14 protein-coding genes, 1 tRNA gene and 4 pseudogenes are annotated in these 20935 nt (G+C 65.1%); 12 read left to right on the top strand and 7 right to left on the bottom strand.

Annotation, left to right across the window (positions count from 1 at the left end):
* The first annotated feature begins 4 nt into the window (after positions 1-4).
* From ROSELON_RS12535 to ROSELON_RS12525, 3 genes and pseudogenes are all read left to right on the top strand, one after another.
* A pseudogene (locus tag ROSELON_RS12535) lies at positions 5-2118 on the top strand (dipeptide ABC transporter ATP-binding protein).
* 131 nt (positions 2119-2249) lie between these two features.
* Entirely contained in the window at positions 2250-3170 is a 921-nt protein-coding gene (locus ROSELON_RS12530; RefSeq protein ID WP_025312705.1) for an MBL fold metallo-hydrolase, read from the top strand.
* A 127-nt stretch (positions 3171-3297) separates the two neighbouring features.
* Entirely contained in the window at positions 3298-3723 is a 426-nt protein-coding gene (locus ROSELON_RS12525; RefSeq protein ID WP_025312704.1) for a hypothetical protein, read from the top strand.
* A 188-nt stretch (positions 3724-3911) separates the two neighbouring features.
* On the opposite strand, the pseudogene ROSELON_RS12520 reads toward ROSELON_RS12525, so the two are convergent.
* The 5 genes and pseudogenes from ROSELON_RS12520 to pdxH all read right to left on the bottom strand — a co-directional run bounded on the left by ROSELON_RS12520 (position 3912) and on the right by pdxH (position 10086).
* Positions 3912-7584 (bottom strand): annotated as a pseudogene (locus ROSELON_RS12520) (vitamin B12-dependent ribonucleotide reductase).
* Between the two features lie 588 nt (positions 7585-8172).
* Positions 8173-8249 (bottom strand) — tRNA-Pro (locus tag ROSELON_RS12515).
* A gap of 43 nt (positions 8250-8292) precedes the next feature.
* The gene (locus ROSELON_RS12510) at positions 8293-8748 is read right to left on the bottom strand and encodes a DUF192 domain-containing protein (protein WP_025312703.1); all 456 of its coding nucleotides are present in this window, start codon (positions 8746-8748) and stop codon (positions 8293-8295) included.
* A gap of 28 nt (positions 8749-8776) precedes the next feature.
* Entirely contained in the window at positions 8777-9292 is a 516-nt protein-coding gene (locus ROSELON_RS12505) for a cold-shock protein (RefSeq protein WP_038650397.1), read from the bottom strand.
* Between the two features lie 173 nt (positions 9293-9465).
* A complete protein-coding gene (pdxH, locus tag ROSELON_RS12500) occupies positions 9466-10086 on the bottom strand; it encodes a pyridoxamine 5'-phosphate oxidase (RefSeq protein WP_025312702.1) in 621 nt (206 codons plus the stop codon).
* 158 nt (positions 10087-10244) lie between these two features.
* Between pdxH and fabI the strand changes: the two genes are divergently transcribed.
* The 3 genes and pseudogenes from fabI (at position 10245) to ROSELON_RS12485 (ending at position 12254) form a co-directional block, all read left to right on the top strand.
* Entirely contained in the window at positions 10245-11057 is an 813-nt protein-coding gene (fabI, locus tag ROSELON_RS12495; protein WP_025312701.1) for an enoyl-ACP reductase FabI, read from the top strand.
* Positions 11058-11060: 3 nt separating this feature from the next.
* A pseudogene (gpt, locus tag ROSELON_RS12490) lies at positions 11061-11580 on the top strand (xanthine phosphoribosyltransferase).
* 98 nt (positions 11581-11678) lie between these two features.
* Positions 11679-12254, top strand: coding sequence for a hypothetical protein (locus ROSELON_RS12485; protein ID WP_025312700.1), 576 nt, complete (start codon positions 11679-11681; stop codon positions 12252-12254).
* 15 nt (positions 12255-12269) lie between these two features.
* Here the strand turns inward: ROSELON_RS12485 and aroB are convergent, their stop codons facing one another.
* A complete protein-coding gene (gene aroB, locus ROSELON_RS12480; protein ID WP_407059656.1) occupies positions 12270-13388 on the bottom strand; it encodes a 3-dehydroquinate synthase in 1119 nt (372 codons plus the stop codon).
* Positions 13385-13963: a shikimate kinase gene (locus ROSELON_RS12475; protein WP_025312698.1), complete on the bottom strand. Its 579-nt coding sequence runs from the start codon at positions 13961-13963 to the stop codon at positions 13385-13387. Before ROSELON_RS12475 ends, aroB begins: the two co-directional genes overlap by 4 nt.
* A 113-nt stretch (positions 13964-14076) precedes the next feature.
* Between ROSELON_RS12475 and ROSELON_RS18945 the strand changes: the two genes are divergently transcribed.
* From ROSELON_RS18945 to ROSELON_RS12455, 6 genes and pseudogenes are all read left to right on the top strand, one after another.
* A complete protein-coding gene (locus ROSELON_RS18945) occupies positions 14077-14211 on the top strand; it encodes a hypothetical protein (RefSeq protein WP_281172814.1) in 135 nt (44 codons plus the stop codon).
* A 159-nt stretch (positions 14212-14370) separates the two neighbouring features.
* Entirely contained in the window at positions 14371-15366 is a 996-nt protein-coding gene (locus tag ROSELON_RS12470) for a hypothetical protein (RefSeq protein WP_051508414.1), read from the top strand.
* Positions 15333-15752: a hypothetical protein gene (locus ROSELON_RS17570; RefSeq protein ID WP_198020755.1), complete on the top strand. Its 420-nt coding sequence runs from the start codon at positions 15333-15335 to the stop codon at positions 15750-15752. Before ROSELON_RS12470 ends, ROSELON_RS17570 begins: the two co-directional genes overlap by 34 nt.
* Before the next feature lie 3 nt (positions 15753-15755).
* A pseudogene (locus tag ROSELON_RS18795) lies at positions 15756-16702 on the top strand (tyrosine recombinase).
* Between the two features lie 86 nt (positions 16703-16788).
* On the top strand, positions 16789-18129 hold the full coding sequence (locus ROSELON_RS12460; protein ID WP_025312697.1) for an HlyC/CorC family transporter: 1341 nt from the start codon (positions 16789-16791) through the stop codon (positions 18127-18129).
* Positions 18130-18282: 153 nt separating this feature from the next.
* A complete protein-coding gene (locus tag ROSELON_RS12455; protein ID WP_025312696.1) occupies positions 18283-20697 on the top strand; it encodes a GcvT family protein in 2415 nt (804 codons plus the stop codon).
* The last annotated feature ends 238 nt before the right edge of the window (positions 20698-20935 follow it).

Here is a 20935-nt window from a genome sequence, read left to right as displayed (position 1 = left end):
CGCCATGCTCGATCAATCCCCCGATGCCGCCGCAGTTCTGCCCGACCGCTATGACGGGCCGATCCTGGAAATCGAGAACCTCTCGATCTCGTTCTTCACCCGGCTGCGTGAAATCCTGCGGTGATGGATTTTTCCTGCAAGGTCATGCCGGGCGAGGCCATGGGCCTCGTGGGCGAATCCGGCTGCGGCAAATCCACGGTCGCGCTCGGCGTGATGCAGGACCTTGGCGTGAACGGCCGCGTCGTTGGCGGCACGATCAAGTTCAAGGGACGCGACCTGAACGAGATGAGCCAGGAGGAGTTGCGCGCCATCCGCGGCTCGCAGATCGCTATGATCTACCAGGAGCCGATGGCGTCGCTGAACCCGGCCATGCGCATCGGCAAGCAGCTGATGGAAGTGCCCATGATCCACGAGGGCAAATCCGAGGCCGAGGCCTACCAGATGGCGCTCGAGGTCGTCCAGGACGTGCGCCTGCCCGACCCCGAGCGGATGCTGCGCAGCTACCCCCACCAACTGTCGGGCGGCCAGCAACAGCGCATCGTCATCGCCATGGCGTTGATGTCGAAACCGTCGCTTCTGATTCTGGACGAGCCGACCACCGCGCTGGACGTGACGGTCGAGGCCGGGATCGTGGATCTGGTGAAGGGTCTGGGCGAGAAATACGGCACCTCGATGCTGTTCATCTCGCATAATCTGGGTCTCGTGCTGGAAACCTGCGACCGGCTGTGCGTGATGTATTCCGGCGAGGCGGTCGAGACAGGCTCGATCGAAGATGTGTTCGACGAGATGCAGCACCCCTACACGCAGGCGCTGTTCCGCTCGATCCCGCTGCCGGGTGCCGACAAGAACGCGCGCCCGCTGGTCGCGATCCCCGGCAATTTCCCCCTGCCCCATGAACGCCCGCCCGGCTGTAATTTCGGGCCGCGATGCAATTACTTCGAAGAGGGGCGCTGCAACGTGGGCGAGATCCCGATGGCCCGTGTGCCCGGCAATGACCGCCACAACACGCGCTGCCTGCGGTTTCAGGAGATCGACTGGAGCGCGCCGCCGGATGTGGCCGAAACGACCGAAAAGGCCGAGGTCGGCGACACCGTCCTGAAGGTCGAGAACCTCAAGAAATACTACGAGGTGGCCGCCAGCGCCCTGTTCAGCGGCGGCGACAAGAAGGTGGTCAAGGCCAACGAGACGATCAGTTTCGAAGCGCGCGAATCCGAGACACTGGCCATCGTCGGCGAAAGCGGCTGCGGCAAGTCCACGCTCGCCAAGGTTCTGATGGGGCTGGAAACCGCGACCGAGGGGCAGGTCCTTCTGGACAACAGGAATATCGAGGACATCGAGATCCAGAACCGCGACACGCGCACGATCTCGTCGGTGCAGATGGTGTTCCAGAACCCGTTCGACACGCTCAACCCGTCGATGACGGTGGGCCGTCAGATCATGCGCGCGCTCGAGGTCTTCGGGATCGGCAAGACCGATGCCGAACGGCGCGAAAAGATGCTGGATCTGCTCGACCTCGTGAAACTGCCGCGTGCCTTTGCCGATCGCATGCCCCGGCAACTCTCGGGCGGGCAGAAACAGCGCGTGGGCATCGCCCGCGCCTTTGCCGGGGGCGCACGCATCGTCGTGGCGGATGAACCCGTCTCGGCGCTGGACGTGTCTGTGCAGGCCGCCGTCACCGACCTGTTGATGGAGATCCAGCGCCGCGAGAAGACGACGCTGCTGTTCATCAGCCATGATCTCAGCATCGTGCGGTATCTCAGCGACCGGGTAATGGTCATGTATCTGGGCCATGTGGTCGAGATCGGCGACACGGCACAGGTCTTTGCCCCGCCCTACCACCCCTATACCGAGGCGCTGCTGTCGGCCGTCCCCATCGCCGATACATCGGTCGAGAAAAAGCACATCGTGCTTGAAGGCGACATTCCATCGGCCATGAACCCGCCCTCGGGCTGTCCGTTCCAGACGCGGTGCAAGTGGAAATCCGACGTGCCCGGCAACCTTTGCGAGACCGAGGTGCCGCCGATGAAGCGCTTGGCCGAAGGGCATGAAATCAAGTGTCATCTGGCCGACGACATCCTGCAACGGATGGAGCCGGTGATCGTCGTGACCGACGACTAGAGACACCTGTCGAGGGGCCAACCGGCACCGGCGTGGGGGACCTGCGCCGGTGCAGTTTTTGACGACGCAAAATATCCCCCTTTTTGAATGTGTTCCTCCGGGTTACCCTTGGCCCCATAGGGAGGACGACAATGACACTTACCAAACGCGCATTCCTGGCAACCTCGGCGGCGGCGGCGGCCAGTTTGACCCTGCCCCGCCGTGGCTGGACCCAGACCACGGCCACGATCGGCGGGATGGAGGTGACGACGCTCAGCGACGGCAACCTGATGCTGCCCGCCGAGTTCATCTTTGGCCCCATGCCGCAGGACGACCTTGCCGGCGTGCTGGCCCCCTTCGACATCGCACCCGATCAGCCCCTGACACCACCCTGCAACGTCACCTTGCTGCGTCACGGCGACAATATCGTGCTGTTCGATTGCGGCGCGGGCTTTGCCTTTCAGGACAGCGCGGGGCAGTTGGGCGATGCGCTGGCCGCCGCAGGGATCGACCCCCTGGATGTGACACATGTCGTCGTCACCCATGGACACCCCGATCACATCTGGGGCATGCTCGACGATTTCGACGAGCCGTTGTTCTACAACGCCGAGCACATGATGGGCGAGGTCGAGCATGCCTATTGGATGGACGACGCCACCGTGAACAGCATCGGCGAGGAACGCGCCAGCTTTGCCGTGGGCGCCAAGCGCCGGCTTGAGATGATGGCGGGCAACATGACCCTGTTCTCCGACGGGGCCGAGGTGCTGCCCGGCGTGTCCGCGCAGATGACGCCGGGCCATACGCCGGGGCATATGAGTTTCGTCATGGCCGATGGCAACGACGCGCTGATGGTGGTGGGCGATGCGATCGGCAACCCCCATGTCGCCTTTGCCCGTCCATCCTGGCATTCGGGCTCGGATCAGGATCTCGCCATGGGGGCCGCGACGCGCACGGCATTGTTGGACCAGATCGCAACGGATGCCATGACGATGATCGGCTTTCACCTGCCGAATGGCGGGATCGGCCGGGCCGAGCGCGATGGCGACGGGTATCGCTTTGTTCCCTCTGCCTAATCGCTAGGCGAAACGGCCGGGATATCCGCCATTTGCGGCGATTGGTGCCGCACCGCGCGCGCGCAGGCTTTCCCCTGGGCGCGCGTTTTGCTGTCATGAGGCCATCCCTGCAATCCCCGGAGGCCCCATGACCCGTATCATCCCGACCGCTGCCCTGATCGCCCTGGCCGGCCCTGCCCTGGCCCATCCCGGCCACGCGGACGGTCCTGCGCATTGGCTGGCGCTCGACCACCTGGCCATGCTGGGCGCGATGGTGGCCATCGCGGGGGGGCGATGCTCTGGCGCAACAGGGCGCGGGTGCGTGTCCGCGACGACAAGGATCGAGGGCGCGACACCTAATCTTTTACAAGATCTGTGGGCCAACGTGGCCGCATGGCCCTTTTGCAGAAACATCTTGCATAAGAATGATGCGGGCAGATGGCACCCCCCAAAGGTCGCTGATCAGGTCGAATTCCGCAACGAATTCTGGCCCGCCACGCCGGGTCGACTTGACCGTTTCAAAAAGAAAAAGGGGGAGCACGAGGCTCCCCCAGGTTCGCTGATCAGGCTCTGATATTTACTGCCCGAAGTGTTCTGCCTGCGGCCTGATCCGCGTCAGGGGCGAGCGCACCCGCCCCGGAACTCGCGGGTTTCCCTTGGGAAACCCTGCGGCGTGGGACAGAGCGGAAATCCGGAAGATATCCTGCGGAGTCCCACCCCGCTTGCAGGCCGGGCACCACGGGGGCGCCCGGCCCGATCCCTTCAGCTACACCCGCTCGTCGCGCCGCAGGTATTGCACTTCATGCAGGTGCCGTTGCGCACCAGCGTGTAGTTTCCGCACTCGCCGCAGGCCTCGCCCTCGTAGCCCTGCATCTTGGCCTTGGCGCGGGCATCCATGCCCACGGTCCCGGTCGCGACCGCCGTGGTCGCGGCGACCGCGGCGATGGTGCCGCCCCCGCCCTTGGTTTCGGGCACCAGCGTCTCGAGCGTGGCCATCGGATCGACCCCGCCCTGCAGCACGGTGAAATCCGTGGGCAGGCGTTTGCGCAGATACCCGGTCGAGCTGATCTGCTTGAGCACTTCCAGCGATTTGGTGGCCGCGCTTTCGCTCAGCTCCTGCACGTTGGACACGCCTTCTTCCACGCCGCGGCCCAGATCGTCGAAGGTGGTGCCTTCGGGCGCGACATGGGCGAGGTCCGTGCGGTCCAGATAGCTGACCGCCAGTTCGCGGAAGATGTAGTCGAGGATCGACGTCGCGTTCTTGATCGAGTCGTTGCCCTGCACCATCCCCGAGGGTTCGAACTTGGTGAAGGTGAAGGCATCGACGAATTCCTCGAGCGGCACACCGTATTGCAGGCCCACCGACACGGCGATGGCGAAGTTGTTCATCATCGCGCGGAAGCCGGCACCTTCCTTGTGCATGTCGATGAAGATCTCGCCCAGGCTGCCATCCTGGTATTCGCCGGTGCGCAGATAGACCTTGTGACCGCCCACGATGGCCTTTTGCGTATAGCCCTTGCGACGCTCGGGCATCTTTTCCCGGCTCGAGCGGACGATTTCCTTGACGATGACCTTCTCGATCACCTTTTCGGCCAGCACCTGCGCCTTTTCCTGCGGAGTTCCGCTTTCCAGCACCTCGGCGGCCTCGTCGTCATCCTCGACCAGGGCGGCGGCCAGCGGCTGCGACAGTTTCGAACCGTCACGGTAGAGCGCGTTGGCCTTCACCCCCAGCGACCAGGACAACTCGTAAGCCTTCTGGCAATCCTCGATCGAGGCGTGGTTGGCCATGTTGATCGTCTTGGAGATCGCGCCCGAGATGAAGGATTGCGCGGCGGCCATCATGCGAATGTGACTTTCGACGCTGAGATAGCGCTTGCCCTTTTTCCCGCAGGGATTGGCACAATCGAAGATCGAGTAGTGCTCTTCCTTGAGGAAAGGCGCCCCCTCCAGGGTCATGGTCCCACAGACATGGTCGTTCGCAGCCTCGACCTCGGGCTTGGAAAAGCCCAGATGCCGCAGCATGTCGAAGGTGGGATCGTTCAGCTTTTCGGCCGGGATCCCAAGGGTCTGGGTGCAGAACTCTTCGCCCAGGGTCCACTGGTTGAAGACGAAGCGGATATCGAAGGCCGAGGGCAGCGCGGCCTCGATCTTCTCGATCTCTTTCGCGCCAAAGCCATGGCCGATCAGCGCCGTGTGGTTGATGCCGGGCGCGTTGCCGATGGTGCCTGCCCCACGGCGTAGCTGATGATTTCCTCGATCTGGCTCGAGGAGTAGCCCAGCTTTTCCAACGCGGCGGGCACGAGCGGTTGATGATCTTGAAATAGCCGCCGCCGGCCAGCTTCTTGAACTTCACAAGGGCGAAATCGGGCTCGACCCCGGTGGTGTCGCAATCCATGACCAGGCCGATGGTGCCCGTGGGGGCCAGAACCGTGGCCTGCGCGTTGCGGAAGCCGTGGCTTTCGCCGAGGGTCAGCGCCTCGTCCCAGGCCTGCTTGGCCAGGTCGATCAGGCGCTGGTCGGGGCAATTGCCATGATCCAGCGCGACGGGGTTCACGTTCAGCCCCTCGTAGCCCTCGGTCTTGCCATAGGCGGCGGCGCGGTGGTTGCGGATGACGCGCAGCATATGCTCGCGATTGTTGGCATAGCCCGGAAACGCCCCCAGTTCCGAGGCGATCTCGGCCGAGGTCGCGTAGGACACGCCGGTCATGATCGCGGTCAACGCCCCGCACAGCGCGCGGCCTTCGGGGCTGTCATAGCTCAGCCCCATGTTCATCAAGAGACCGCCGATATTGGCATAGCCCAGACCCAGCGTGCGGTAATCGTAGCTGAGTTGCGCGATCTCCTTGGACGGGAACTGCGCCATCATCACGCTGATCTCCAACGTGAGCGTCCACAGACGGCTGGCGTGGATGTAGCTTTCGGCATCGAACTGGCCGCCCGAGTAGAAGGTCAGCAGGTTCATCGACGCGAGGTTACAGGCCGTGTCGTCCAGGAACATGTATTCCGAGCACGGGTTCGAGCCGCGGATCTCGCCATCGGCCGGGCAGGTATGCCAGGCGTTGACCGTGTCGTGAAACTGGATGCCGGGGTCGGCACAGGCCCAGGCGGCATGGCCCACCTTGTCCCACAGATCGCGCGCCTTGACCGTCTTGGCGACCGAGCCATCGACACGGTTCGTCAGGTGCCAGTCCTCGTCGTTTTCGACGGCCTTGAGGAACGCATCAGTGACGCGGATCGAGTTGTTCGAGTTCTGCCCCGAGACGGAGCTGTAAGCCTCGCTGTCCCAATCGGTGTCGTAGGTCGGAAACTCGATCGAGGTATAGCCCTGCTTGGCGTAGTCCAGCACGCGCTTGATGTAGGTTTCCGGCACGCTGGCCTGCTTGGCGGTGCGGACGGCCTTTTTCAGCGTGTCGTTCTTGGCCGGATCGACCGCATCCTCGAGGCTGCCATCCCATTCGCGGATCGCGGTGAAAATGCCGTTGAGCGTTTTCTCATGCGCCTTGGACCCGGCCACGAGGCTGGCGACCTTCTGCTCTTCGACCACCTTCCATTCGATGAATTCCTCGATATCGGGGTGGTCGGCATCGACGATGACCATTTTCGCCGCGCGGCGCGTGGTGCCGCCCGACTTGATCGCGCCCGCTGCGCGGTCACCGATCTTGAGAAAGCCCATCAGGCCCGACGACTTGCCGCCGCCCGACAGGCTCTCGCCCTCGCCGCGCAGGTGGCTGAAGTTCGTGCCGGTGCCCGAGCCATATTTGAACAGACGCGCTTCGCGGACCCACAGGTCCATGATGCCGCCCTCGTTCACCAGATCGTCCTGCACGCCCTGAATGAAACAGGCATGCGGCTGCGGATGCTCGTAGGACGAGGTCGATTTCGTCAGCTTGCCGGTCTTGTAGTCCACATAGTAGTGGCCCTGCGCCGGGCCATCGATGCCATAGGCCCAGTGCAGGCCGGTGTTGAACCATTGCGGGCTGTTGGGTGCTGCCATCTGGCGCGCCAGCATCAGCTGCATTTCGTCGAAATAGGCGCGGGCGTCGTCTTCGGTGGTGAAGTAGCCACCCTTCCAGCCCCAATAGCACCAGGCCCCGGCCAGGCGCCGGAAGACCTGCTTGGCGCTTGTCTCGCCGCCATAACGCTGGTCCTCCGGCAATTCCTCCAGCGCCTTTTCGTCGGCCACATGGCGCCACAGGAAATCGGGCACGCGCTTTTCCTTCACCGGCTTCAGACGTGCGGGCACGCCGGCCTTGCGGAAATACTTTTGCGCGATGACGTCCGAGGCGACCTGGCTCCAGCCGGCGGGCACTTCGACCTCGTCGAGGCGGAACACCACCGTCCCGTTCGGATTGCGGATCTCCGAGCTGGTGGTCGTGAATTCCAGTTCGGCATATGCGTCTGCACCGGCGCGCGTGAATCTGCGTTCGATTTTCATGGCTGCCTCTTTCGCCCTTCGTTTCCCCTGTGCGGCCTGCCAGCGTCTTGAAGCACTCTGGCCGTCGTGTTTCGATCCGTCAGGGGCCCCGCCAGGCGTCGCACAGACCACCCCGGCTCCGCGCCGGGGCGCAGATGCTGGTGATCGGCGATGTCATGTTGCGAGCTTACCCTCTGCCCCTGTCGAGTGGCGCTATATCTAGTGGCCCCGATCTCGACAAACACAAACTGACGTAGTTGGACCTAGAGCGTCAACGGCTTTTTAAGACTATCCACTGCTATTTTTTTGCTTGCTTTGCCGCCCCCTTTCCGGCACCGCCCTAATCAGCGTGATTCACAGCAACGTCATGCTGCGGTTGCAGAACGGCGAATTTTCTCAAAGGACGATAGGGATAAGCCCCGCGGCTCAGGCAACGGGCCAGGCGTGGCATGCGGCACGACGCCCAGCTTGGCCGTCTCGCAACGCGGAGACGATGGCCAATGCCACACCACTAGATGTTGCGATCAGGTCACGCACAAAGAGGCAATGCCGGCCTCACGACCCGATGCGACCAACGAGATACCAGATGTTGTGGGAAGGCTGGGGGCATGGTCGGGGCGGCGAGATTCGAACTCACGACCTTCTGTACCCAAAACAGACGCGCTACCAGGCTGCGCTACGCCCCGACGACTGCCCTGTTATCCGCGCGGACGCGGCAAGGGCAAGCCCCTACTCGCCCTCACAGGGCCAAACGGCCAAATCTTCCGACACCGACGGGTGGCGAAACGTGTCGCCCACGTCGATGCCCAGTTGCCGGGCCATGCCGCCGTTGATTTCGAGGACGTATTGAACGCCGTCGCCACCGGGAATGCCCGTCCGGTCCAACGGAACGGCGTTTTCGTGGATGCGGGTCACGACACCGGTTTCGTCGAAAAAGATCATGTCGAGCGGGATCAGCGTGTTCGCCATCCAGAAACTGACGGATTGCGGCCGCTCGTAAACAAAGAGCATGCCCGCCATGCGCGGCATCTCGGGGACATGCATAAGCCCCTGCGCCCGTTCGCGCGGGTCATCGGCCACGGCGACGCGAAACCGGACCGTGCCGAAATCGCCCCGCAATTCGACCCGGTCGTCGCTGCAGGCCGCCGCAACCGGACCTGCGGGCGAGGTCAGAGCAACCGGCAAGCGCCAGACGAGATGCCGAGCCAGTGTCTCAAGTCACGAAATCCCAGCTGCGCACTTCGGCGGCCAATTTGCCACGCGGTCCTTCGACGACCTTCATCGCCACCGCCTCACCCGCCTGCAGATCGGACAGACCGTGTCGACGCAAGATCTCGACATGGATGAACACGTCCTCGGGCTGGCCGAAGATATTGGCAAAGCCAAAGCCCTTGGCCTTGTCGAACCATTTCACCCGTGCCGCGAGGAAAGGCGCATCGGCCGGCGCCTCGGGCAGATCGGCGCCCAAACCGCCCCCGTCGGCATCGGGTGCGGGCGGCTCTATGGCCAGCACCTCGTAGGCTTGCAGCCCGCGCGGCGTCTCGTTGGCCAGAACCGTGATCGCCGCGCCCTCGGCGACCGATCCCTGTCCGAAATTCCTTAGTACATTTGCATGCAGCAAGATGTCCGGCCCCCCGTCGTCCGACAGGATGAACCCGAACCCCTTTCCTGCATCGAACCACTTCACGCGGCCCTTGACGATATCGTCGCCCGTTTCCGTTTCGGCCATATTGGCGCGCCCCTCACTCGACCCGAAAGCCGCCTGTTTGCTGTCCCACCTTTGATATTGTCGTGAACGGGACAGGCGACAACCGAAAAATATCCCGCCATTTCAGGCGACTGGTTTTTTCGCGCGGCGCGAGTCGGTGTGATTTGCAATGAAACGCGGGCCATTCCACCGTTTCAGGGATTGAGCCGGGTCACCTGCCACGGGCTGCCGGGCCCGGCCCTGCGCCATTGAAACCGGTCGTGCAGACGGAACGGTCCGTCGGCCCAGAACTCGATCTCGACCGGCCTGATGCGGAACCCGCCCCAGAATGGCGGCCGTTGCGGGTTGGTCCCCTTCTGGGCGGTCACGCGGGCCACCTCGGCCATCAGGGCCGAGCGCCCCGACAGGGGCTGCGACTGTTTCGAGGCCCAGGCCCCCAGCCGGCTCTTGAGCGATCTCGACGCGTAATAGGCATCGGCCTGTGGCCCCTCTTCGCGCTCGACCGGGCCGCGCACGCGGATCTGGCGGCGCAGGCTTTTCCAATGCATCACGAAGGCGGCCTTGCCCGACTGGTCGAGTTCGCGCCCCTTGGCGCTTTGGTAATTGGTGTAGAAGACAAATGCCCCGTCGCCGCCACCCGGTGCCTCGATCTCCTTGAGCAGGACCATCCGGACATTCGGCAGACCCTCCGCATCGACGGTGGCGAGGGCGATGGCGTTGGGGTCGTTGACTTCGGCCTCCTCGGCCTCGGCCAGCCAGTCCCGCGCCAAGAGGAACGGGTCGTCACCCGCAAAAAGGCCGTTTCGATCGCTCATGACAGGGTCCCCAAACTCCTCCGGTCTGCGGGCAAACCTAGCCATGTGCGTCCGGCCTGCAAGTCGTCAGATGCCGGCCTGTCCAATCTTGCGGCCCTGACCCCTTTGGCCTACACCGGCCCCCGACGGCTGCATGGATCTACACACGAGGGACATCGATGGGTCTTATGACGGGCAAACGCGGGCTGATCATGGGCCTTGCAAATGACAAGTCCATCGCCTGGGGCGTGGCCAAGGCCCTGGCCGCCGAGGGCGCCGAACTGGCCTTTTCCTACCAGGGCGAGCAGTTGCTAAAGCGGGTCAAACCGCTGGCCGCCCAATTGGGCAGCGACCTGCTGATCCCCTGCGACGTGGCCGACGAGGACAGCCTCGACGCCCTGTTCGAGACGCTAAAGGAAACATGGGGCAGCCTCGATTTCGTGGTGCATGCCATCGGCTTCTCGGACAAGTCCGAACTGCGCGGGCGCTATGTCGAGACCAGCCCGGCGAATTTCGCGATGACCATGAACATCTCGGTCTATTCCTTCACCGCCGTCTGCCAGCGCGCCGAAAAGATCATGCCCAATGGCGGCAGCCTGCTGACGCTGACCTATTACGGCGCGGAAAAGGTCATGCCGCATTACAACGTGATGGGCGTGGCCAAGGCCGCGCTGGAAGCATCGGTGATGTATCTGGCCGAGGACCTGGGCCGCGACGGCATCCGCGTCAACGCCATCAGCGCCGGCACGATCAAGACGCTGGCGGCCAGCGGCATCGGCGATTTCCGCTACATCCTGAAATGGAACGAGAACAACGCGCCCCTGCGCCGCACGGTGACGCAGGACGAGGTCGGCAAATCGGCCCTTTACCTGTTGTCGGACCTGTCCAGCGCGGTGACGGGCGAAACGCACCACGTCGATGCCGGCTACCATGTCATCGGCATGAAGAACCCCGAGGCCCCGGACATGAGCCTCGAACGCAAGGAGGGGTAAGCCATGGTCACGCCACTGCCGCATGAAAAGGGGTTTCACGTTTCATGGGACCAGTTGCACCGGGACAGCCGCGCGCTGGCCTGGCGGCTGGACAAGCACGGCCCCGAAGAGGGCGGCGCATGGGCGCGGTGGTGGCGATCACCCGTGGCGGCATGGCGCCCGCGATGATCGTCGCGCGCGAGTTGGACATTCGCACCGTCGATACGATCAGCGTGAAATCCTACCATTCGGCGGTGGCAAGGCAGACCAGCGCCGCGAGGCCGAGGTGCTGAAAAGCCCCGATGCCCAGATGATGGGCGATGGCGAAGGTGTTCTGATCGTCGATGACCTTGTGGACACCGGCAAGACGCTGGAACTGGTGCGCCAGCTTTACCCCAAGGCGCATTTCGCAACCGTCTATGCCAAGCCCAAGGGCGAGCCGATGGTGGACACGTTCATCACCGGCGTCAGCCAGGACACCTGGATCTTCTTTCCCTGGGACATGGCCCTGCAATACGTGGAACCCTATCGCGGCAAGGACTGACGGAGGAATCCCTCCATCGACGCGGATCGTGGATAGTGAAACGATCAGGAACCGGGTCAGTCCGGACCCAATCGTTTCGACACGGGAGAGCCGCTGCCATGCCGACCATCGATTCCACCGACCGCAATTTTCACGACTATCTCACAGGCGCCCATACCGGCGTGTCCTATAACGGAATGTCCGCCGCGGGCGCGGCAACACATGTCCCTCCCGCTATGCCGGGGGCGGCCCCCGTCGCCCCCCCGGCACCCGGCGGGATGCGCGGTGTCGCCCTGCCCGACATCGATGCGCCGATCTGGTTCCGTATCGTCACCGGCGCAATTCTTGTCGAGGCGGTCGAAGTCGTCACCTTCGCCACGGGTGAGGCGCTGAAACATCGCCTGACCCTGTGGCTTGCCGTCATTTGCGGGATCGCCGCGCTGATCTTCGGGGTTGCGGTCGGCGTTCCGCCGATGGTGCAGCAAACGCTGCCCTATGCCGAGGCGTCGTTTGCGGCCATCGGCTTCGCGCTGCCCTACGGCGTGCTGCTCGGCCTGTTTGTTGCAGGCACCATTCTTGGGGCTTTCATCGCGGGTGTCCTGACGCTGGCGCTGAACCTGTTGCGGCTGGCCGTGGTTTTGGGCGTGGTCGCCGCGATCGGCTACGGGGCCTATTACATGCTGGTGCTTGCCTGAGGCGGCCTGTCCCCGTCACCGGGTGTTCAACGCATCGACCAGCACGCCCCGCACGACCTCGCGCGGGACATCGGCGGTGACAAAGGCCTCGCCGATGCCCCGCGCAAGGATGAAGCGCAGCTTTCCATCCACAACCTTCTTGTCCTGCGCCATCAGGTCCAGCAGGCCGTTGGCGTCAGGAAATTCGCCAGGAATATCAGACAGATCGCGCTTGGCGTTCATGTCGGCTAGATGCGCCCGGACACGGCTGGGGTCTTCCTGACTGCACAGGTTCATCCTCGCCGACAGCTCGAAGGCCAGCGCACAGCCGATGGCAACGCCCTCGCCATGCAAGAGCCGGTCGGAATAGCCCGTCGCGGCCTCAAGCGCGTGACAGAATGTATGCCCGAGGTTCAGCAGCGCCCGGTCGCCCTGCTCGGTTTCGTCGCGCGCCACGATATCAGCCTTCATCTGGACCGAGCGGCGCACCGCCTCGGCCCGCAGGGCCGTGTCACCCGCGGCCAGCGCCGGACCGTTGTCTTCCAGCCAGCCGAAAAACGCCGCATCCCCCAGCAGCCCGTATTTCTGCACCTCGCCGTAACCGGCCAGGAAATCGCGCGGCGTCAGCGTGCCCAGCACGCCGATATCGGCCAGAACAAGGCCGGGCTGGTGGAACGCCCCGACAAGGTTCTTGCCATGCTCGGTATTGATGCCGGTCTTGCCGCCCACCGAACTGTCCACCTGCGCCAGCAGGCTGGTCGGGATCTGTACGAACCGCACGCCACGGCGCAGGATCGCGCTTGCAAACCCCACCAGATCCCCGATCACCCCGCCCCCGAACGCGACGACGATATCGCGCCGCTCGACGCGTTCCGCGAGCAGCCACTCGACCACACGGATCAGATGCGGCCAGCTTTTGGTCGCCTCGCCCGGCGGCAGGACCAGCGCCTCGGCCGCGACGCCGCCCGCCGCAAACCCGTCGCGGAGTGCCTGCAGATGCAGGTCGGCGACCGTCTCTTCGGTCACGACCCAGACCTTTGGGCGTTTGAGAAGCGGCGCGATTTCCGCCCCCGCCCGCTCGATCAGGCCCTGTCCGATCCGCACATCATAGCTACGATCGCCCAACGGGACCCGCACGATGTCCATGTCGCTCATCTCGCCTCCTTGCGCTGGGTCACCACCGCCCCCGCGTCGATCAGGATGTCCAGCACCGCGTCGGCCGTCTGGTCGATGGACCATCCGGGATCGACCCGCAGCCGTAGCGGCGCCAGGGCATAGATCGGCTGGCGGGCGTGAAAGATCTCGGTCAGGGTCGCCTTGGGATTGGCGGTGCGCAACAGCGGGCGCGTCGTCTTGTGCCGCACCCGGCTCCAGAGCAGGTCAAGCCCCGCATCCAGCCAAAGCACCGTGGCCGTTTCCGTCAGCATCGCGCGGTTGCGCGCGGCCAGCCACGCACCGCCGCCCGTCGACAGGATCGACGGCGCCCCGTCCAGCAGGCGCGCGATCACCTGCGTTTCCTTCTCGCGAAAGAACCCCTCGCCGAAGCGCTCGAAAATCTCGGCGATGCTCAACTGCGCCGCCTCGACGATCTCGGCGTCCGAATCCTTAAGCGGGGCGTCCAGCCGAGCGGCGAGCGCGCGGCCGATGGCCGTCTTGCCCGAGCCCATCATGCCGATCAGCACGATGGTCCGGCGCAGTCGCTGCTGGGTCTCCGGCACGGTTTCGCCCATCGTCGAAAAAATCTTCCTGTCTCTGGCGCAAACGCCCCCGGCATGGCTTATATGGAAACCAAAGCGGCGGCAAACGCCGAAGGGCGACCCAGGATAAAAGGTGCGCAAGCGATATGGGGCGGTTGATCCGATTGGTTTTGATTCTGGGTGTCCTGGGCGCGATCGCCCTCGTCGTCTATGCCTATTCCGGCTATCTGCAACCCGAGCAGACCAGCGTGACGCGACCTGTCGAGTTGAATGTCGACTAAGGCCATGATCCGCCAAGCCGCACCGATCATCGCCGCGGCCCTGACCCTTGCCTGTCCGACCGCCGGTGCCCTGGCGCAGCAGCCCGCGCCCCCGGCCGATGTTCCGGCGACGGCCCCGCCCGATTGGCTGTCGGACACGGTGCACGACCGCATGCGAATGTGGCCACCTCCGCCAGCCGTCCGGCATTCACGATCGAACCGCTCGACGCGGTGCGCCTGGACGCGGTGGGCATTCTGCCGCCGGCCATCACGGGATTCCCGGCGGATTTGTGGGGCAGGTCTGACACGGCGGATCTCGAACGCCTGATCCGGGCACAACCGACCCAGGGCCTGCCGGCGATCCTGTCCTTCACGGAAACGCTGGCCCTGGCCGAGCTTGATCCGCCGCGGGGCGCGGCGGGCGATGGGGCGGGGTTGTTCCTGGCGCGGCTCGACATGCTGCTGGCGCGCGGCGCGCTGGACCAGGCCCAGGCGTTGATGGAGCGCGCGGGCCCGACCGAACCGCAGGTGTTTCGGCGCTTTTTCGATGTGAGCATCCTGACCGACCGGGCCGACCGGGCCTGCGCCGCCATGACGGCCAATCCCGGTATCGCGCCCACCTTCCCCGCGCAGATCTTCTGCCTGGCGCGGACGGGCGACTGGCCCGCCGCGGCGTTGTCGCTGGATACCGGCGCGGCGCTCGGGCGGATTTCGGATGCGGAATACGATGTCATCGCGCGATTTCTCGACCCCGAGCTTTTCGAGGGCGACGCCCCCCTGCCCATCGACACGCATCTGACGCCGCTGGCCTTTCAGATGCGCATGGCGGTGGGCGAACGCCCCGATGTCACCGGCCTGCCGCTGGCCTTCACCCATGCCGATCTGTCCGATCTGGCCGGCTGGCGCGCCCAGCTTGACGCGGCCGAGCGGCTGACGCGCTCGGGCGCGATCGAACCGCAGCAGTGGTTCGCCATCTATACCCAACGCGTGCCCTCGGCCTCGGGCGGGATCTGGGACCGGGTGGCCGCCATCCAGGCGCTGGAGCCGCCCTTCTGGCGCGCGAAACCGCCGAGGTCGCGCGCCGCCTTCCCCCGGCCTGGGCCGCCATGCAGGAGGCAAACCTCGAGACCGCCTTTGCCGAGGTGTTCGCTGACCGCCTGCTGGGATTGCCCCTGATCGGCGAGTCCAGCCTGTTGGCCCGTCGCGTCGGGTTGCTGTCACCGGGCTATGAGATCGTTGCGCAGCAGGCCACGCCGCAAACCCCCGACGAGGTTTTCGCCTTTGCCATCGCGCAGGGACTGCCCGCCACCGCGCCACGTGGCGCCGACCGGCAGGCCCTGGCGATCGCGGCGGGGTTCGCCGAAGATCCCCTGCCCCACAGCTATACCTGGTTTCTGCAGAACGACCGCCTGGGCGAGGCGCTGTTGCGCGCATCCATCGTGCTGGGCACCCCGGCACAGGATGGCGACGATCTGGCTGAGGCGCTGCGCCTGTTCCGCGAGGTCGGCCTTGAAGACGTAGCCCGCCGCGTCGCCCTGCAACTGCTTTTGACCGGGCGCTGAGCGATGCCGCCCGTACCGACCGATCCCGACTGGATTTCCCTGTTTCTCGAGGCGCAGGCCGCCGAACAGGGGGCGGCGCGGAACACCCAACTGGCCTATGGCCGGGACCTGACGGATGCGATGGCATGGCTGTCGCGCCGGGGCAGCGGCTTTGGGCAGGCCGATCGCGCCCAGATCGAGGCGTATATCGCCGATCTCGAGGCCGGGGGGCTGGCCCGTGCGACGCGGGCAAGGCGGCTGTCCTCCCTGCGTCAACTTTACCGTTTCGCCCATGAGGAAGGCTGGCGCCCGGACAATCCGACGCTTCAGATCACCGGCCCGGCCCGCCAAAAGGCGCTGCCCGATACGTTGAACATATCCGAGGTCGATCTCCTTTTGACCACCGCCCGTCAGCACGGGCGCAGCGCCGCGGACAGGCTGCGCAACACCTGTTTGATGGAACTGCTCTATGCGACCGGCATGCGCGTCAGCGAGTTGGTCACCCTGCCTGTCGCCGCCGTTCGGGGCATCCGCACCTGCTGCTGGTCAAGGGAAAGGGCGGCAAGGAACGCATGGTGCCGCTGTCGCCGCCGGCGCGCGCCGCCATCGCCGCATGGCTGACCGTGCGCGACACGGCCGAGGATCTGGCCCGCACCGAAGGCCGCGCGCCGCCTTCGCCGTTTCTGTTTCCCTCGCGCGGGAAGGCCGGGCACCTGACGCGCATGCGTTTTTTCACCCTGGTCAAGGAAATCGCCCTGTCCGCCGGCATCGACCCGGCCCGCGTCACCCCCCATGTCCTGCGCCACGCCTTTGCCACGCATCTTCTGCAGAACGGGGCCGATCTGCGGGCGATCCAGACCCTGCTGGGCCATGCCGATATCGCCACCACGGAAATCTACACCCACATTCTGGACGAACGGCTGAAACGGCTGGTGCTGGATCACCACCCCCTGGCCGATCGCGACGGGTGAGGCGCGCGGCCTGAAATCACCCCACAACGGCCCGCTGGCCACGCTTGCATCTTGAAGCAGGGCGCGCGCGCCCCCATAACCGCCTCATGGACCCGACCCTTCCCGTCGATGCAGCCGCCAACGCGCCTGCCTCGCTTTCCGATCCCACAACATGGATCACCGCAGGTGTGATCCTTTTTCTTTTGCTTTGCTCGGGCTTTTTCTCGGGCAGCGAAACCGCCCTGACCGCCGCGTCACGCGGCAAGCTGAAATCGCTGGCCGACAAATCGGACGGCCCGTCGAAAGGGGCCGACCGCGCCCTGCGCCTGAAAGAGGATAACGAACGCCTGATCGGCGGCATCCTTTTGGGCAACAACCTGGTCAACATCCTGGCCACCTCGCTGGCCACGGCGCTGTTCACCGCCCTACTGGGCGAAGGCGGCGTTGCCGTAGCCACGCTGGTCATGACCGCGCTTGTCCTTGTCTTTGCCGAGGTTCTGCCCAAGACCTACGCGATCAACGACCCCGAAACCTCGGCGGCACGGGTTGCGCGGCCCATCGGCCTGGTCATCGCCGTGATGGCCCCGATCGTCGCCGTTGTCCGCGTCATCGTGCGCGGCGTCCTGCGCGTATTCGGTGTGCGCATCTCGGCGGGCGCCAACATGCTGTCGGTGCAAGAGGAAATCATGGGCGCCTTGTCGATCGGCCATTCCGAGGGGTCGGTCGAAAAGGAACAGCGCGACCGTCTGTTGGGTGCGCTCGATCTGCACGAACGCACGGTCGAGGAAATCATGCTGCATCGCTCCAAGATCGAGATGATCGATGCCGACGCCCCGCCCGAAGAGATATTGAGCCAGGCGCTGCAATCGCCGCACACGCGCCTGCCCGTCTACAAGGACGAGCACGAGAACATCATCGGGGTGGTTCACGCCAAGGACCTGCTGCGCGGGATCGACCGGCTGACCCGCGGCGAGGCGGCGCCGGGTATCGAGGCGTTCAAGATCGCCGACGTGGCGATGAAGGCGTATTTCGTACCCGAGACGACGACGCTGGACGACCAGATGCGACAGTTCCTGCGCCGCCACACCCATTTTGCCCTGGTGGTCGACGAATACGGTGCCCTGCGCGGGCTGATCACGCTCGAGGACATTCTCGAGGAAATCGTGGGCGAGATCACGGACGAGTTCGATATCGAGGATGTGCCGCTGCTGACGCCCGATGCGCAGGGGAATTACCTGGTCGATGGGGCGATGACGATCCGCGACCTGAACCGTGCGACCGATTGGACCCTGCCCGACGAAGAGGCCAATACCGTGGCCGGCCTTGTCATTCACGAGGCGCAGACCATCCCCGAACCGGGCCAGACCTTTGCCTTCCACGGCTTCCGCTTCGAGGTGGCCGCGCGCGAGATGAACCGCCTGACGCAACTGAAAATCCGCAAGCTCTAGGCGGGGCGGCGGTGCCGGCACGCCCGATCGGACCGGCCGGCCCGTTCACCTGCGGGGGGCGCGAGGCGGGGCGGCCCGCAGGATGTCGCATTTTGACATGAACGGCCCCGGTGCCCGCCGTCAGATGGGCAAAACCGACAGGACGGAGGCCGCATGAAACCCACCACCCAAGTCTGTGTCATCGGCGGCGGCGTCGTCGGATGCTCCGTTCTCTACCATCTGACCCGGCTGGGCTGGTCGGATGTGATGCTGCTGGAACGCTCGGAATTGACGAGCGGGTCGACATGGCATGCGGCGGGCGGGTTTCACACGCTGAACGGCGACACGAACATGGCGGCGCTACAGGGCTATACGATCCGCCTCTACCGAGAGTTGGAGGACCTGACCGGACTGTCCTGCGGGCTGCACCATGTGGGCGGCGTCACGCTGGCCGACACGCCCGAACGGCTGGACATGCTCAAGGCCGAGCGCGCCAAGCATCGCTACATGGGTCTCGAGACCGAGATCCTGTCGCCGTCCGAGATCGCCAAGGTCGCGCCGATCACCAATCTCGACGGCATTCTCGGGGGGCTTTACGACCCGCTGGATGGCCACCTCGACCCCTCGGGCACGACGCATGCCTATGCCAGGGCCGCGCGGATGGGCGGGGCCGAGATCGTGCTGCATACTAGGGTCTTGGAGACCAACCCCCGCCCCGATGGCACATGGGACGTGGTCACCGACAAGGGTACGATCCATGCCGAGCATGTGGTCAACGCCGCCGGCCTCTGGGCGCGCGAGGTCGCGGCGATGGCGGGCTGCTACCTGCCGCTGCACCCGATGGAGCATCAGTATATCGTCACCGATGACATCCCCGAAATCTACGAGCGCGGGGCGGAACACCCGCATGTCATGGACCCGGCCGGCGAAAGCTATCTCAGGCAAGAGGGACGCGGCCTGTGCATCGGGTTTTACGAGCAGACCTGCCGCCCTTGGGCAGTGGGTGGCACGCCATGGGAATTTGGCCACGAGCTGCTGCCCGACGATTTCGACAAGATCGAGAACAGCATCGCCTTTGCCTACCGCCGCTTTCCGGTGCTGGAAACGGCGGGCGTCAAATCGGTGATCCACGGCCCCTTCACCTTTGCCCCAGATGGCAACCCGCTGGTCGGCCCGGTGCCGGGTTTGCGCAACTACTGGTCGGCCTGCGGGGTGATGGCGGGGTTCAGCCAGGGCGGTGGCGTCGGCCTGACGCTGGCGCAATGGATGGTCGAGGGCGAGCCGGAGCGCGACGTGTTCGCGATGGACGTGGCGCGCTTCGGCCGCTTCACCACGCCCGGCTACACGCTGCCCAAGGTGATCGAGAACTACCAGAAACGGTTTTCCGTCAGCTACCCGAACGAGGAGCTGCCCGCCGCGCGGCCCTTCCGCACGACGCCGATGTATGACCTGTTCGACGGCATCGGCGCGGTTTGGGGCCAGCAATACGGGCTGGAGGTGCCCAATTATTTCGCCGCCCCCGGCGAGCCGCGCTATGAGACGCCGTCGTTTCGACGCTCGAACGCGTGGGAGGCCACCGCCCGCGAGGTCGCCGCCGTGCGCGCGGGCGTCGGCATCAACGAGCTGCAGAATTTCGGCAAATACGATGTGCAGGGCCCCGGCGCGCGGGACTGGCTGGACCGGATCATGGCGGGCCGGATCCCTGCGCCGGGGCGGCTGTCGCTGAGCCCGATGCTGTCGCCGCGCGGGCGAATTGTTGGGGATTTCACCGTGTCCTGCCTGTCGGAGACGCATTTCCAACTCACCGCCTCCTACGGGGCGCAGGATTTTCACATGCGCTGGTTCACAAGCCATCCGCCGTCGGGTGATGGCGTGACGCTCGACAATGTCTCGGACCGGCGCACGGGGTTTCAACTGGCAGGCCCACGCGCACGCGATCTGCTGCAAGCGGTCAGCCGCGAGGATGTCGCCGGCATGCGCTTTCTGGATGTGCGGCAGGTGACCATCGGGCTGTCCACCGCGATCGTGCAGCGCGTCAGCTATACCGGCGATCTGGGTTACGAGATCTATGTCGACGCGATGGAACAACGCGCGCTGTGGCAGAGGTTGTGGGAGGGCGGACAGGCGCATGGCCTGCGCCCCTTTGGCATGCGCGCGATGATGAGCCTGCGGCTCGACAAGTTTTTCGGCGCGTGGATGCGGGAGTTTTCGCCCGATTACACGCCGGGGGAAACCGGACTGGATCGCTTCATCGCGTGGAAGAAGAACGCCGATTTCATTGGCCGCGCCGCAGCCGAGGCCGAGCGGGCCAAGGGTGCCGAGCGGCAGCTTTGCGCCTTTGTCGTCGAGGCGCTGGATGCCGATGTGGTCGCCTATGAACCCATCTGGCTTGAGGGCGCGGTCGTGGGCTTCTGCACCTCGGGCGGCTATTCGCACCACGCGGGCGTGTCGGTGGCGCTCGGGTTCCTGCCGCGCGACCGGGTGGCCGAGGGGCTGACAGTCGAGATCGAGATTCTGGGCGAGATGCGCCCCGCGCGACTGGTCACCACGCCGCTTTTCGATGCCGACGGCGCGCGGATGCGCGGCTAGGCCCCTGGCCGGGGCGCTCCCGCGCGCTTCGGGCGCTGCCGCGCCCTGCCAGCCCTTGGGCCCGGCACGCTGCGCGTGCGGTCGGTGCCCTGACCCTCGGGTGTAGGTAGGATTGGCTGGCGGGACTTCCATGTGCTGAGTGGCCGTTTGCGGGCAGGTCTGCCAGCAAACAGGCCATATTCATGGTGCAGTGCGAGTCGACGGCCGCGTCAAGGACGCGCTTCGCGCACCGGCTACG

Source organism: Roseibacterium elongatum DSM 19469, from assembly GCF_000590925.1.
GTDB lineage: Bacteria > Pseudomonadota > Alphaproteobacteria > Rhodobacterales > Rhodobacteraceae > Roseibacterium > Roseibacterium elongatum.
Note: the sequence above shows the minus strand (reverse complement) of the source record. Positions and strands in the feature narration are given on the sequence as shown.

Excerpts from the sequence above, each read along its gene's own strand:
- ROSELON_RS12530 (WP_025312705.1), top strand. The coding sequence starts at position 2,250 with ATGACACTTACCAAACGCGCATTCCTGGCAACCTCGGCGGCGGCGGCG.
- ROSELON_RS12525 (WP_025312704.1), top strand. The coding sequence starts at position 3,298 with ATGACCCGTATCATCCCGACCGCTGCCCTGATCGCCCTGGCCGGCCCT.
- ROSELON_RS12505 (WP_038650397.1), bottom strand. The coding sequence starts at position 9,292 with ATGGCCGAAACGGAAACGGGCGACGATATCGTCAAGGGCCGCGTGAAG.
- pdxH (WP_025312702.1), bottom strand. The coding sequence starts at position 10,086 with ATGAGCGATCGAAACGGCCTTTTTGCGGGTGACGACCCGTTCCTCTTG.
- fabI (WP_025312701.1), top strand. The coding sequence starts at position 10,245 with ATGGGTCTTATGACGGGCAAACGCGGGCTGATCATGGGCCTTGCAAAT.
- ROSELON_RS12485 (WP_025312700.1), top strand. The coding sequence starts at position 11,679 with ATGCCGACCATCGATTCCACCGACCGCAATTTTCACGACTATCTCACA.
- aroB (WP_407059656.1), bottom strand. The coding sequence starts at position 13,388 with ATGAGCGACATGGACATCGTGCGGGTCCCGTTGGGCGATCGTAGCTAT.
- ROSELON_RS12475 (WP_025312698.1), bottom strand. The coding sequence starts at position 13,963 with ATGGGCGAAACCGTGCCGGAGACCCAGCAGCGACTGCGCCGGACCATC.
- ROSELON_RS18945 (WP_281172814.1), top strand. The coding sequence starts at position 14,077 with ATGGGGCGGTTGATCCGATTGGTTTTGATTCTGGGTGTCCTGGGCGCG.
- ROSELON_RS12460 (WP_025312697.1), top strand. The coding sequence starts at position 16,789 with ATGGACCCGACCCTTCCCGTCGATGCAGCCGCCAACGCGCCTGCCTCG.
- ROSELON_RS12455 (WP_025312696.1), top strand. The coding sequence starts at position 18,283 with ATGAAACCCACCACCCAAGTCTGTGTCATCGGCGGCGGCGTCGTCGGA.